Raw genomic sequence first — 13,253 nt, 5'->3', positions numbered from 1 at the left:
GGGTCAGCCCTGGGATTTGCGGTGTGCCACCAGGAAGCCTAAGCCATGGGACACCGGAAGCGCCTTGACGCCCGCCTCACGCTGCTGCTCGGCAATCTCCCGATGAAACGCCTTCACCTTGGTCCAGTGCATCTTCGGCCGGTAGTGGTGCTCGGCGTGGTAACCGTTATTCATCCAGATCAGGTTGTACAACACGCTGTAGGAACTCACGCCCCAGGCAATCGGCAGGTCCGGGTTGCCGCCAAAGTGCTCGTAGTAGCCATTGAGCGATGACAGGCACTGGCCCAGGTACCAGAACGGCAACAGCCACAGCACCGCCTGCCAGTTGTAGAACGCCAGAGCGATGTAGAACACCACCGTCACGCAGATCTCCACCTTGACCCAACGCGCGTCAGCCGGGCGCTTGCGCTTCATTTCGTCATAGAACGGCTTGGGATCGTCGCGGAAAAAACTGAGGAACGTGTAGGCCCACGGGTTTTCCGGCTGGCCGTCCTTGCCGCGTTGGTAGATCGACAGCGGGTCGATGGTTTGCCCGTCCGGGCCCGGCAGGTCGGCATTGCCACGGTGGTGGCGGTTGTGGATATCGCGGTAGAGCGTCTGGGAGAACCCGATGGTGACAGACAGCAGCAGGTCAAACGCACGGTTCATGGCGCGGTGGGTGAAGTAGGCATTGTGGATCTGGTTGTGGGAGATGCTGTTGATGCTCCACGACATACTGACCGCGTAAACCAGTGCGAGCGGGACCAAGGCCCACCAGCTCAAGCTATGAAACGCGGCAACCAGCCAGATGACAAAAGCGAAATGCGCCAGGCCCATGGCGATAGGGACCAGGTCCCACAGCGAATGGTGCAACAGGCGGTAAGCGGGGCGAGCCATGAAGAACGTCCTGAACAGTGGATTCCAGGGCGTTACTGCAAGGCTTAGACCAACTTCGTCGGCACTCACGAAACCCAACTGTAGGAGCCGGGTTGCCGGCGATGGCGTTTTTAAGGGCCTCATCGCCGGCAAGCCGGCTCCTACAGGGGGATCAGTCGAATTTGTAGCTGATGGCGGTCTGCACTTGGCCCTGATTCACTTCGCCGGTCTGGCGCACGATGCTGCTGTCCGCCGCCGAGCCCACCAGATGGACCCAGCTGGCGCTGGTCAGCAGCGACCACTTCGCCGCCAGGGGGAACTCGAAGCTCTGGGTAAACGTCAGGTTCTGGAAGCCGCCGCTGGCGTTGTAGGGCTTGAAGCCCGAGGCCGCGGCTTCGTTGTCATCCACGCCGAAAAACGTGTTGGTCTGGCGGTCGTCGGCGAAATGCGCCATCAGGCCGCTGCTGCCAATGATCCCGCCGCCCAGCGGGTAACCCAGCTCGCCACCAACCTTGCCGAGCACGCCGCCTTGGTCGTGGCCACCGCCCACGGCCCGGCCCAGCTGGGCGTAGACCCGCCAGAACTCGGCCGGCGCGTACTGCACGAACCCGCCCACCTCGGCCATGCTCGAGACATCCCGCAGGCCGGCGAGCGCACCGTTGGCCGTGCGGCCCGAAATGTAATTGACGTAAGGCCCGGCGCTGAACCCGTTGGTATTCAGGGCGCTCCAGGTCAAGCCATCGTCGGTCCCGAGGCTGACATTGCCCCAGTCCAGATCGAAGTAGGGAATAGGGGTGATCTGATAGCGGCTGCCTGTGGGTTCGCGGGGCTGATAGCTGACGCCTGCGCCCACTTCACCGGTAATGCCCTCAGCCTGGGCGGCGTTTGAAAAGCCCCACAAGCCAAGCAAACCGGCGAATGCAGCACATGTGATCCTGAACATGGTCACGGTTCCTTGATTGATTACGTGCGCATGAACGCGCGAAGGGCATCCCTGGCGCAAGCACTCATCTTGTTTGTAGCAAGCTACAAAAATTGTAGCTTGGGCGACACATATCACCACCGTGACACGGCAAACCCCCAGCCCCGCTGGCTTTCGGCCAGTTGGCACGCTCCCTGCTCTACCGGTTGGGCAAGCGCATGCAGCGCGCTCCACCTTCAAGGTAAACGCAGATGATCCACTGGCATATCGTGTGTGACTTCGACGGGACCATTACCCCCACCGATGTCATCGACAACGTCCTCCAACGCTTCGCCGGCCCCGAATGGGAAACCATCGAACAGGAATGGCTGGATGGGCATATCGGCTCCCGCGAATGCCTGAGCCGTCAACTGGCGCTGATCAAGGCCACACCTGCCGAACTGCTGGCGTACTTCGACAGCGTCGAGATCGACCCGGACTTCCCGGACTTCGTCGACCACGTCATGGGCCTGGGCGCGACCATCGAAGTGGTCAGCGACGGCATCGAACAAGGCATCGCACGCATCCTGTCGCGCAACTACGTGACCTTGCTGCCGATCCTCGCCAATCGCTTGCGTCAGGTCGACCAGAACAGCTGGCGCATCGACTTCCCGTACTCCAGCGATGCCTGCCGTGCCGCGTCCGGCAACTGCAAGTGCAAATCCACCCCGCGCAACAAGCGCGTGCTGGTGATCGGTGACGGCAAGTCCGACATGTGCGTGGCCTCCACTGCCGATTTCGTCTTCGCCAAAGGCAGCCTGGCTGACTACTGCGAGACCCACAACATCCCTTACGCGCGCTTCGACACCTTTGCCGAAGTGCCCGCGCTGCTGGCCAAGTTGCCTCTGGGCATCGCCGCCAACGCCACCACCTTCACTGCTACTGACCTCTCTGTTGAAAATCAGGAACTCTTCCACCATGTCTGATATCCGTATCGCTACCGCCGAAGACCAGATTCTTCTGGATAAAGAAGCCAAATATTGCTCGTACGGCGACACCGTTCACTACATCGAGCCACCGCGTATTTTCAGCCGTTGCGAAGGCTCCTACGTGTGGGACACCGAAGACCAGGCGTACCTCGATCTGCAAATGTGGTACTCGGCCGTTAACTTCGGCTACGCCAACCCACGCCTGAACAACGCGCTGAAACAGCAGATCGACACCCTGCCGCAAATCGCCAGCCAGTACCTGCACAAAGGCAAGATCGAGCTGTCGGAAATGATCGCAGTCGACGCCAAGAAGAAGTTCGGCCTCGACGGTCGCGTGCACTTCAACGTCGGCGGTTCGCAGTCCATCGAAGACTCCCTGAAGGTCGTGCGTAACGCCACCAACGGCAAGAGCCTGATGTTCGCCTTCGAAGGCGGCTACCACGGCCGTACCCTCGGCGCGTCGTCGATCACCTCCAGCTACCGCTACCGTCGTCGCTACGGCCACTTCGGCGAGCGTGCGCAGTTCATCCCGTTCCCGTACCACTTCCGCGGCCCTAAAGGCATGACCAAGGAAGAGTACGGCAGCCACTGCGTGCAGCAATTCGCCCGTCTGTTCGAGACGGAATACAACGGTGTGTGGGACCCGAAAGTCGGTTCCAGCGAATACGCAGCGTTCTACGTCGAGCCGATCCAGGGCACCGGCGGCTACGTGATCCCGCCGATGAACTTTTACCGCGAACTCAAGCAAGTGCTGGATCAGCACGGCATCCTGATGGTGTCCGACGAAATCCAGATGGGCTTCTACCGTACCGGCAAACTGTGGTCGATCGAACACTTCGACGTACAACCGGATGTGATCGTCTTCGGTAAAGCACTGACCAACGGCCTGAACCCACTGGGCGGCATCTGGGCCCGTGAAGAGCTGATCAACCCGAAGATCTTCCCGCCAGGCTCCACCCACTCCACCTTCGCCTCCAACCCACTGGGGACGGCGGTAGGCCTGGAAATGTTCAAGATGACCAACGAAGTCGACTACGGCGCGATGGTCATGGCCAAGGGCAAGTACTTCCTGGAAGGCCTGCAAGACCTGCAGAAACGTTTCCCGATCATCGGCGACGTCGACGGCCTGGGCCTGGCCCTGCGCTGCGAAATCTGCGGCCCGGACGGCTTCACGCCAGACAAGGCGACCCTGGACTACATGGTTGAAGAAGGCATGAAAGGCGACATGATCGTTGATGGCCAGAAACTCGGCCTGATCCTCGACGTCGGCGGTTACTACAAAAACGTGATCACCCTGGCACCGTCCCTGGAAATCAGCTACCCGGAAATCGACCTGGGCCTGAAACTCCTGGAGCAACTGCTGGTACGGGCAACCAAACGGTGAACAGCCTCGAGATCGACCTCGGTGAAGGTGATGCCGGCTTCGTTCTCGGTGAAGGTCCGGTCGGGATCCTGTTGATCCACGGCCTGACCGGCACCCCGACGGAATTGCGCCAGGTCGCCAAGGGCCTGGCCAAGGCGGGTAACTGCACGGTGTACGTGCCGACGCTGGCCGGGCATTGCGGGGGCAACAGCGACCTGCAGGCCACCGGCTGGCTGGACTGGTACGAAGGTGTGCGCAAGACCTTCGCACAGGTCAAGCAGCGCCACGAGCAGGTGTTCGTCGGTGGTTTGTCCATGGGCGCGGTGATGTCGATGTACGTGGCCGCCGAACACCCCGGGCAGGTTGCCGGGTTGCTGATGTATTCCACCACCTTGAAGTACGACGGCTGGAGCATTCACAAGCTGGCGTTCCTGACGCCATTGCTGATGAAGATCCCGTTCGGCGTGCACATCTGCCGCTTCGAAGAGAAGCCGCCTTACGGCATCAAGAATGAGCGCCTGCGGGCGATTGTTGAACGGCAGATGAAGGAAGGGCACAGCAGCGAGGCGGGCTTGTTGACCATGGAAGGCATCACGGTGCGCGAGTTGCACCGCATGAACGCCGTGGTCAAGAAGCGCATGCCCGAGGTCAAGGTGCCGGCCCTGGTGTTGCACTCCATCGAAGATGACATCACCAGCCGCTGGAACGCCGATTACGTGGAACGCCACCTCGGCGGCCCCGTGACCAAGATCCTGCTGGACAACTGCTATCACATGATCACCGTCGACCTGCAATACCGCCGTGTGATCGAGTTGAGTGCCGAGTTCGTCGAGCAGCACACCCATGCCATCGAGGCGCCCGAAGATTATCGACAGCGGGCGTAAGCCTAAGGAACAGACGTGATTACCGCCCAAGCCTTCCCGACCATCCGGGCTATCCAGCGCAGTGCCTGGAATGACTGTTTTCCCGGTGCCCTGGAGGACTGGGACTATTACGTGGCCGTGGAAAACGCCGCGATCGATGATTTTCAGTGGCGTTACCTGGCTGTTTACGACGATGGAGTGCTGGTGGCTGTGGCCGCCGCCTTCATCACTCATTATCGACTCGACACCACGGTGTCGGGTGCCGGCAAGCGCTTGACCGAGCGCCTGGAGCGACTGTGGCCGGGTGTTTTGCAGTTGGGTTTGTACGCCATCGGTTCGCCGGTGGCCGAGCGTTGCGACGCGGGGGTGGCCAGCCATGTCCCGAGCGAACGCCGTCCGCTGTTGCTCAAGCATTTGCTGCAGGCTGCACGCCAGGATGCCGACGAGTTCGGCATCGGCCTGGTGGCGGTCAAGGATGCACCGACCAAAGACCCGGACTGGGCAGACAGCTGCCGCGCCGCAGGCTTTCAAAGCATGCCGAGCCTGCCCACCGGGCTGTTGCCGTTGCCTTACGGGTCGGTGGACGCCTACCTGGGGTCGCTGGGCAAATCCACCCGCAAGGACCTGCGCCGCAAGCTGCGTGCGCCGGGGCCGCGCGTGGAGTGGCGACGCAACATCGACGACGTGTTGCCCGAGATCATGCGCCTCTACGAAGCCACCCTGACGCGCTCCGATTTGCAGTTCGAACGCTTGCCCGCCAGCTACTTCACCGGCGTGCTCGAACGCCTTGATGAGCGCGCGGTCTGTGTACTTTACTGGGTGGACGATAGCCTGGTGGCGTTCAACCTGGTGCTGGTGGATGAGCACCGCTTGATCGACAAGTTCTTCGGGCACGACGTGGAGTTCACCCGTGAGTACAACCTGTACTTCCGCAGCTGGCTGACCAACGTCGACTACTGTATCCAGAACAATATCGCGTTGTACGAGTGCGGGCAGGCGGGGTATGCCAGTAAGCTGCGACTGGGGTGCGAGTTCCAGGGCAACAGCATGTTCTTCCGCCACCGCAATCGGTTGGTCAATGGGCTGCTCAAAGTAGTGAAAATGTTTTTCCGACCGGATCGTTCCGACCCTGCCATGGCTGCTGCGATAAGCGAAACCTGATGATCACCAAGACCCGCCAGAAAGCCCGCCCCTTTGCCATCTCGCGCTGGAGCGTCCAGCGCAAGCTGGTGCTGGCGTTCTGGCTGGTCAGCGTTATTCCCACCATGATCGCGGCCGAGCTGGCCGCCACCACGTTGTCGCAGATTTTCGACAGCAACGTACGGATCTGGCTGCAAGAGTCGACCAAGATCGTCAAGGACGAGATTGGCGACATCCTTCACGACAACGCGCGCATGGCCAAGCTGTTCTTGCGCTACACCAGCCCGCCCTCATCCAAACAGGCTGCCCGGCATGATCGGCTCACCGCCGACATTGCCGATGCCACGGACATCGATGTGGTGGCGCTTATTCGCGTCAGCGACCACAAGGTGGTGTTCAGCACCGCCGCCGATGACATCGTCAAGCAGATTAACCTGACCAGCAACGCGGTGTTGCAGACGGTGCAAGTGGCCGGCGTCAGTACGGGGTTGGTGGTCTCGACCTTCGAGACCAATCGCGATGGAGAGGATTACCTGCTGCTGGTCGCCACTTACCTGGACAGCAGTTTCCTCACCAGCGTGGCCGATGTGCACTCCCTGGACCTGCGTCTCTACCTGGCCAACCCCACGGGGTTTTCCGAGATTTTCTCAACCCAGCGCTTCGAAGATCACCCCTCGCGCATCCCCAAGGGGGTTGAAGCGGCGTTGCGCAGCACCAAGCAGCCCAGCGAGCAATTCACCAGCAAGTACAGTGGGTTGTACTGGCCGATCTTCAACGATGCCGGCGAACTGCAAGGCGTGATTTTCAGTGGTTTGCTGCGCCATACCAGCCTGGTGGGGCTGGTGAACCAGAGCAACTTGTTCGTATTGATCTTCCTGCTTAGCTCGGCCCTGTCCCTGGCGGCGGGGGTGCTGGTGTCGCGGCGCCTGACCAAGCCTTTGCGGGATTTGTCCCAGGGCGTGAATGCGGTGATCTCGGGCAACTATGAACACCGCGTACTGGTGAGTGGCGGCGACGAGCTGGCGCAATTGAGCAGCACGTTCAACCACATGACCGAGCGCCTGGGCGAGTTGCATCACCTTGAAGCCCAACTGCGCCGGCGTGACCGCCTGCATGCCTTGGGCGAAGTCGCCATGGGCCTGGCCCATGAAATCCGCAACCCGTTGGGCATCATAAAGACCGCCACGCAACTGCTGCACCGGCGTGCCGACCTGGCGGAAACCGACAAGCGCCATCTGGAATACGTGATCAGCGAAGTCAGCCGCATCAACGACCTGATCACCGAGTTCCTCGATTTCGCCAAGCCCAACCCACCGTTGCGCACGCTGCAGGCGGCGCGCCCGGTGGTGGAAGAGATCCTCGGCTTCTGCGGCCCGGAGCTGTCTACCCATAACATCGATGCACAGATCGATGACCAGGCGCCCGGCGCGACGATCTACGCCGACGCCAAGCAGCTCAAGCAGGCGTGCCTGAACCTGATCCTCAATGCCATCGACGCCATGCCTGAAGGCGGTCGCCTGACCCTGGGCATCCGCAGCGAGGACGACAACACGATCATCAGCATTGCCGACACCGGCCAAGGTATCCCGGCGGACATGATCGAGCGCATCTTCACACCGTTTGTCACCACCAAGGCCTCGGGCACCGGCCTGGGCCTGGCCAAAGTCTATTCGATCATGGAAAGTCACGACGGCAGCATCGAATGTGCCAGTGAGAAAGATGCCGGCGCCACGTTCAGCCTGTACATTCCGGCTAACCGCGAAGACGACGGGGATGATGAGGAAGGTCATGACGCATAACGTATTGGTGGTCGACGACGAACCCAAGCTGTGTGACTTGTTGTCGTCGGCCCTGAGCCAGAGCGGCATCCAGGTGTTCACCGCAGGCAACGGCCTGCATGCGCTCAAGGTGCTGGAACAGGAAGACATCGACCTGGTGATCAGTGACTGGCGCATGCCGGGCATGGACGGACCGGCGCTGCTGGCCGAGATCAAGGTGCGCTACCCGCACTTGCCGGTGATTGTGATGACCGCCTACAGCACGGTGAAAAACGCCGTGCAATCGATGCGCAACGGCGCGTATGACTACATCGCCAAGCCGTTCGATATCGATGAACTGGACATCACCGTGGCCAAGGCCCTGCAGTTTCGCGACATCATGCGCGACAACGCTCGCCTGCGCGCCGAGTTGGACGAGCATGCCCAGTTCGACAGCCTGGTGGGCGACAGCCCGGCGTTTCGCAAAGTGCTGCAGGCGGTGGATTCGGTCCGCGACAGCACCGCGACTATCCTGCTCACCGGCGAAAGTGGCACCGGCAAGGAAATGGTCGCGCGCGCCATCCACAAGCATGGCAGCCGCGCCGACAAACCCTTTGTGGCGGTCAACTGCGCCGCGATCCCGGAAGGCCTGCTGGAAAGCGAAATGTTCGGCCACCGCAAAGGCGCGTTCACCGGCGCTGTGGCGGATCGGGTAGGGCGCTTCATGCAGGCTGACAAAGGCACGCTGTTTCTCGACGAGGTGGGCGACATGCCCCTGGCGTTGCAGGCCAAGATCCTGCGTGCGCTGCAAGAGCGGGTGATCGAACCGGTGGGCGACCCGCGTGAGCGCAAGGTCGATGTGCGGGTGATCGCCGCCACCAATAAGAACCTGATGGACGCGGTCGCCAATAAAGAATTTCGCGAAGACCTGTATTACCGCCTCAACGTGTTCCCGATCCCGCTGCCGGCCCTGCGTGAGCGTGTGGAAGACATCGCGCCCTTGGCGCGCCACTTCGCCCAAACCTTGAGTGCCACGGCCGGCAAGCGCATCACCGGCTTCAGTGCCGAGGCCTTGCAGGCGATGGCGGCCTACAGCTGGCCGGGCAATATCCGTGAGCTGCAGAACTGTGTAGAACGCGCGACCATTGTGGCGGCATCGCCGGTGATCGAGGACATCGACTTGCCGGGTTATCTGTTCGCTTCCAAGCCGAGCGAAGGCGGGGTGGCGACGATCCTCAGTGACGGCCCGGGGATTCCCCGGGACCTCGACGCGGCGCTGGCCGAGGTGGAAAAGGCTTACATCCTGGCGGCCCTGCAAGAGAGCAACGGAGTGCAGGCGGCGGCAGCGGCGAAGATCGGGATTTCGGAGCGCAGCTTCTGGTATCGCCTGAAGAAGCTGGGCATCCAGGTCGACAAGATCGTCCGCTGACCCGACACATCCTCTGTAGGAGCCCGGCTTGCCGGCGATAGCGGTGTAACAGCCAGCTCACCGGGTACTGACATACCGCCATCGCAGGCAAGCCAGCTCCCACAGTTTTATTCGCGTTGTGTCAGACGGCAGCGGCGGATATCGGAGCGCAGCTTCTGGTATCGCCTGTAGGAGCCCGGCTTGCCGGCGATAGCGGTGTATCAGGCAGCGCATTGGGTACAGACACACCGCCATCGCAGGCAAGCCAGCTCCCACAGTCTTGATCACATTGGGTCAGGAATGGACGCGGACCCAGATGCTGACCAGCACGGTCGCGGCCATCAGCCAGGCTACTGCTGCGACGGCCAAGGACGCCTCCAGCCGCATCCGGTCGACCATCACATACAGCGTCGCCAAATACACAAAGTACGGAATGATCGACCACATCCCGAACAGGATCGTGGTCTTCAAATCGTCCACCGAACGGCCCTTGCCGACGATGTAATGGGCGATCAGCGCAAAGGTCGGGAACAGCGGCACCAGGCCCGCGATGTAGTAGTTCTTGGTCTTGGCCAGCGCGGCCAGGATCAGCACGACCGCTGCGCCCAGGGCGGCCTTCAGTAACAGATCCATCAGTGGCTCAACCCGTATTTCTTGACCTTGTCGAACAGCGTGGTCTTGGCCATGCCCAGTTCCAGGCTGGCCTGGGTCAGGTTGCCGCCGCTGCGTTGCAGTGCATCGTTGAGCAGGTTGCGTTCGAACGCCTCCACCGCTTCGGTAAACGCCAGGCCATGGTTGCCGCTGCCGGTGCCGCTTTTCTTGAAGGCGGGCAAGCCCAAGGCAAAGCGTTCGGCGACGTTGCGCAGTTCACGCACGTTGCCCGGCCAGTCATGGCTCATCAGGCTCGACAGGGTCTGGTTATCCAGCTCTGGCGCGGTGCGGTCGAAGCGCAGGGACGACTGCTGCAGGAAGTGTTCAAACAGTTGCAGGATGTCTTCGCGGCGCTCGCGCAGGGGCGGCAGTTCCAGGGTGACCACGTTGAGGCGGTAGTACAGGTCGCTGCGGAATTGGCTGGCGCGGCTCAGTTCGTCGAGGTCGGACTTGGTGGCGGCGATCACCCGGCAATCCACCGCAACGCTCTGGTTCGAACCCAGGCGTTCGAGGGTGCGTTCCTGCAGCACCCGCAGCAGTTTGATCTGCAGGTTGATCGGCATGCTTTCCACTTCATCGAGGAACAGTGTGCCCTCATGGGCGTGCTCGATCTTGCCGATACGACGCTTGCCGGCGCCGGTGAAGGCGTTGGCCTCGTGACCGAAGATCTCGCTTTCGAACAGGTTTTCCGGCAAGCCGCCGCAATTCAGGGCGACGAACTGGTGGGTGTGGCGCCGGCTGAAATCATGCAGGCAGCGTGCGACCAGCTCCTTGCCGGTGCCGGTCTCACCTTCGATCAGCACATTGGCCGAGGTGTCGGCGACGTTGGCGATCAGTTCGCGCAGGTTCTGCATCGCCGGTGAGCGGCCGATGATGCGGCCTTCCAGGGAGTCGCGTTCAGCCAGCTGGCGGCGCAGCGACCAGACCTCCCGGGCCAGCCCACGCTGCTCCAGGGCGCGGCGAACCACGTCCACCAGACGCTCGGGAGAAAAGGGTTTTTCCATGAAATCGTAGGCGCCGTTGCGCATGGCGCCGACGGCCATGGAAATGTCGCCGTGCCCGGTGATCAACACCACTGGCAGGCTTTTATCCAAAGCCTTGAGGCGCGTCAGCAACTCCAGGCCATCGATGCCCGGCAGGCGGATATCGCTGATGACGATGCCGGCAAAGTTTTCGCCGATGCGCTTGAGCGCTTCTTCGGCGCTGCCCACGCCCACGCTGGGAATGTCTTCCAGCGCCAGGGCTTGCTGGCAGCCGAGCAACACATGGGGGTCGTCTTCGACGATCAGGACGGTAAGGTCTTTGGGATCTATATTCATGTCGACTCAGCTTTTTGAGCGCCCACCAACGGCAGGCACAAGACAAAGGCAGTACCACCACTGGCCGGGTGCTCCACGGCGAGGTTGCCGCCGGTGGCCGCCGCGAGGCTGGCGGAAAGGGTCAGGCCCAGTCCCAGGCCTTGTTCGCCGGGCTTGGTGGTGAAGAACGGTTCGAACAAATGCTTGCGCGCCTCGGGGTCGATGCCGTGGCCGTTGTCGCGTACTTGCAGGCGGTATTTGCCGTCGCTGCTGCTGCCTTCGAGCCACAGCTGGGGCGCCGGTTGTGCCTGCATGGCGTCGAGGGCGTTGCCGATCAGATTGACCAGGATCTGCTCCAGGCGTGTCTGGTCGATTTGAAGTTGGGCGTTGGCAAAGTCGCGGTGCAGGGTCAGCGGCAAGCTGTCTAGGCGTGCACCGAGCACCTGGAAGGCTGCATCCACGGCCTTGGCGAGGCTGGCTTCGCCCTGGTCATCACCGCGCCGGGCAAAGGAGCGCAGGCTGGCGGTGATGCGGCCCATGCGGTCGATCAGTTCGTTGATGGTCTTTAGGTTGGCGCTGGCGGTGTCCAGAGCCCCACGTTCGAGGAAGCGCACCGTGTTGCCGGACAAAGTGCGCAGCGCGGCCAGTGGCTGGTTCAGTTCATGGGCGATGCTGGTGGACATCTGGCCGATAGCAGCCAGTTTGCCGGCCTGTACCAGTTCATCCTGGGCACGTCGTAACGTTTCCTCGGCCTGGCGCCGTTCGCGGATCTGGCCCTTGAGCCGTTCGTTGCTGGCACGCAGGTCGGCGGTGCGTTCGGCAATCCGACGTTCCAGCTGGCTGTTGGCTTCCTGCAAGGCTTCCCGCGCGGCGAGGCGGGTGGCGATAACTTTGCGCCGCTCGTTCCAGGCGATCAGCAGGAACGCGACCAGGCCAAAGGCCACGGCCACCAGGATGCCCTGGTTGATGGCGGCCCGGCGCAGGTCGTTGAGCGGGGTGAGCAGGGTGAAATTCCACGGTGTGTCATTGAGCGGGCGAGTTTGTGCCAGGTAGCTGACTTCGTGCTCGTCGTTGACCACTTCACTGTTGGCCGGGAAGGTCAGTTTTTCGGTGCCTTCGTTCAGGCGCTCGCGGGCCAGGGGCTCAAGCTCGTTCAGCGTCGCCCAGTAATATTGCAGGCTGTGGGCCAGGCGTTCCTTGGTGTCGTCGCTCAACGGACGCACAGCCTTGAGGCGGCGAGCCGGGTCGCTGGACAGAATGATGATGCCGTTCTCGTCGCTCACGAAGGCTTCGAGGCGTGCGCGCTGCCAGCGTTCTTCAAGGGCTTCGAGGCGCACCTTGACCACGGCGACGCCGATGATCTTGCCGTGCTCCTCCAGGCCATGGGCCAGGTAGTAGCCGGGTTCGCCGTTGGTGCTGCCGATGCCGTAGAAACGGCCGGGCTGGCCGCGCACGGCGTTCTGGAAATAGGCACGAAAGGACAGGTCTTCACCCTGGTAACTGTCGGCATCGCGCCAGTTACTGGTGGCCAGCACACGGCCGGTGGTGTCCATCACGTAGATGGCCCGGCTGCGACTGCGTCGGTTCAGGCCTTCGAGGTAATCGTTGACGGTCTTGCGGGTTTCCTGGTTCGGGTCTGCCAGCAGCGTCGACACGCTGGACTCCAGTTCCAGCAGGCTGGGCAGGTAGGTGTATTTGCTCAGTTCGCTTTCGACGGTACGAGCGTGCAGCTCCAACTGGCGTTCGCCGTTGTCGCTGAGGGTGCGGATGCCATAGTACTCACTGACCCAGAAGCCGATATAACCCAAGCCGATCATCAGGGCGATGATCAACGGCGGCAGGAACAGTTGGCGAATCAGACGAGGCTTCACGGCAAGTGATGGCGGCGCGGCGCGATAGGGGTTGGGGTCGCATTTCATCACAGATGCCTTGGGTCAACCAGCGCTGCTGGCCCCGTGACGAACAAGGTTCCTGTAGGAGCTGGCTTGCCAGCGATGCAGGCACCTCGGTGTGTCAGTGACATCGAGG

Annotated in this window: 11 protein-coding genes; 6 read left to right on the top strand and 5 right to left on the bottom strand. The window is 61.8% G+C overall.

From position 1 onward, the window contains the following. Positions 1-3: 3 nt before the first annotated feature. Both AC07SU_RS17605 and AC07SU_RS17600 read right to left on the bottom strand, forming a co-directional pair. Positions 4-876, bottom strand: coding sequence for a fatty acid desaturase family protein (locus AC07SU_RS17605; RefSeq protein ID WP_494997736.1), 873 nt, complete (start codon positions 874-876; stop codon positions 4-6). Between the two features lie 151 nt (positions 877-1,027). After that, positions 1,028-1,798, bottom strand: a complete 771-nt coding sequence (locus AC07SU_RS17600; RefSeq protein WP_176994880.1) for a MipA/OmpV family protein — start codon at positions 1,796-1,798, stop codon at positions 1,028-1,030. Between the two features lie 230 nt (positions 1,799-2,028). Between AC07SU_RS17600 and AC07SU_RS17595 the strand changes: the two genes are divergently transcribed. The 6 genes from AC07SU_RS17595 to AC07SU_RS17570 are packed head-to-tail and all read left to right on the top strand — an operon-like array spanning position 2,029 to position 9,297. Beyond that, complete coding sequence (locus tag AC07SU_RS17595; RefSeq protein WP_176994879.1) at positions 2,029-2,742, top strand: MtnX-like HAD-IB family phosphatase; 714 nt, start codon at positions 2,029-2,031, stop codon at positions 2,740-2,742. Beyond that, positions 2,735-4,129, top strand: a complete 1,395-nt coding sequence (locus tag AC07SU_RS17590) for an aspartate aminotransferase family protein (RefSeq protein WP_494997735.1) — start codon at positions 2,735-2,737, stop codon at positions 4,127-4,129. The genes AC07SU_RS17595 and AC07SU_RS17590 overlap by 8 nt, the downstream gene beginning before the upstream one ends. Next, a complete protein-coding gene (locus AC07SU_RS17585) occupies positions 4,126-4,992 on the top strand; it encodes an alpha/beta hydrolase (RefSeq protein ID WP_176994877.1) in 867 nt (288 codons plus the stop codon). Before AC07SU_RS17590 ends, AC07SU_RS17585 begins: the two co-directional genes overlap by 4 nt. 15 nt (positions 4,993-5,007) lie before the next feature. Further along, complete coding sequence (locus AC07SU_RS17580; RefSeq protein ID WP_494997734.1) at positions 5,008-6,132, top strand: GNAT family N-acetyltransferase; 1,125 nt, start codon at positions 5,008-5,010, stop codon at positions 6,130-6,132. Beyond that, entirely contained in the window at positions 6,132-7,910 is a 1,779-nt protein-coding gene (locus tag AC07SU_RS17575; protein WP_494997733.1) for a sensor histidine kinase, read from the top strand. Before AC07SU_RS17580 ends, AC07SU_RS17575 begins: the two co-directional genes overlap by 1 nt. Then, complete coding sequence (locus tag AC07SU_RS17570) at positions 7,900-9,297, top strand: sigma-54-dependent transcriptional regulator (RefSeq protein WP_494997732.1); 1,398 nt, start codon at positions 7,900-7,902, stop codon at positions 9,295-9,297. The genes AC07SU_RS17575 and AC07SU_RS17570 overlap by 11 nt, the downstream gene beginning before the upstream one ends. Before the next feature lie 273 nt (positions 9,298-9,570). On the opposite strand, the gene AC07SU_RS17565 is transcribed toward AC07SU_RS17570, so the two are convergent. The 3 genes from AC07SU_RS17565 to aauS are packed head-to-tail and all read right to left on the bottom strand — an operon-like array spanning position 9,571 to position 13,144. Beyond that, positions 9,571-9,909 carry a GlpM family protein gene (locus AC07SU_RS17565; protein WP_176994873.1) on the bottom strand — a complete coding sequence of 113 codons (339 nt, stop codon included), beginning with the start codon at positions 9,907-9,909 and terminating at the stop codon, positions 9,571-9,573. Beyond that, positions 9,909-11,246, bottom strand: coding sequence for a two-component response regulator AauR (gene aauR / locus AC07SU_RS17560; RefSeq protein WP_176994872.1), 1,338 nt, complete (start codon positions 11,244-11,246; stop codon positions 9,909-9,911). Before aauR ends, AC07SU_RS17565 begins: the two co-directional genes overlap by 1 nt. Further along, positions 11,243-13,144, bottom strand: a complete 1,902-nt coding sequence (gene aauS / locus AC07SU_RS17555) for a two-component sensor histidine kinase AauS (protein ID WP_176994871.1) — start codon at positions 13,142-13,144, stop codon at positions 11,243-11,245. Before aauS ends, aauR begins: the two co-directional genes overlap by 4 nt. Positions 13,145-13,253 lie beyond the last annotated feature (109 nt).

It is taken from the genome of Pseudomonas sp. GW821-FHT05H12, from assembly GCF_059419385.1.
Note: the sequence above shows the minus strand (reverse complement) of the source record. Positions and strands in the feature narration are given on the sequence as shown.

What these genes read in the sequence shown, in the direction of transcription:
- AC07SU_RS17605 (WP_494997736.1), bottom strand. Translation starts at nt 876, where the DNA reads ATGGCTCGCCCCGCTTACCGCCTGTTGCACCATTCGCTGTGGGACCTG.
- AC07SU_RS17600 (WP_176994880.1), bottom strand. Translation starts at nt 1,798, where the DNA reads ATGTTCAGGATCACATGTGCTGCATTCGCCGGTTTGCTTGGCTTGTGG.
- AC07SU_RS17595 (WP_176994879.1), top strand. Translation starts at nt 2,029, where the DNA reads ATGATCCACTGGCATATCGTGTGTGACTTCGACGGGACCATTACCCCC.
- AC07SU_RS17590 (WP_494997735.1), top strand. Translation starts at nt 2,735, where the DNA reads ATGTCTGATATCCGTATCGCTACCGCCGAAGACCAGATTCTTCTGGAT.
- AC07SU_RS17575 (WP_494997733.1), top strand. Translation starts at nt 6,132, where the DNA reads ATGATCACCAAGACCCGCCAGAAAGCCCGCCCCTTTGCCATCTCGCGC.
- AC07SU_RS17570 (WP_494997732.1), top strand. Translation starts at nt 7,900, where the DNA reads ATGACGCATAACGTATTGGTGGTCGACGACGAACCCAAGCTGTGTGAC.
- AC07SU_RS17565 (WP_176994873.1), bottom strand. Translation starts at nt 9,909, where the DNA reads ATGGATCTGTTACTGAAGGCCGCCCTGGGCGCAGCGGTCGTGCTGATC.
- aauR (WP_176994872.1), bottom strand. Translation starts at nt 11,246, where the DNA reads ATGAATATAGATCCCAAAGACCTTACCGTCCTGATCGTCGAAGACGAC.
- aauS (WP_176994871.1), bottom strand. Translation starts at nt 13,144, where the DNA reads ATGAAATGCGACCCCAACCCCTATCGCGCCGCGCCGCCATCACTTGCC.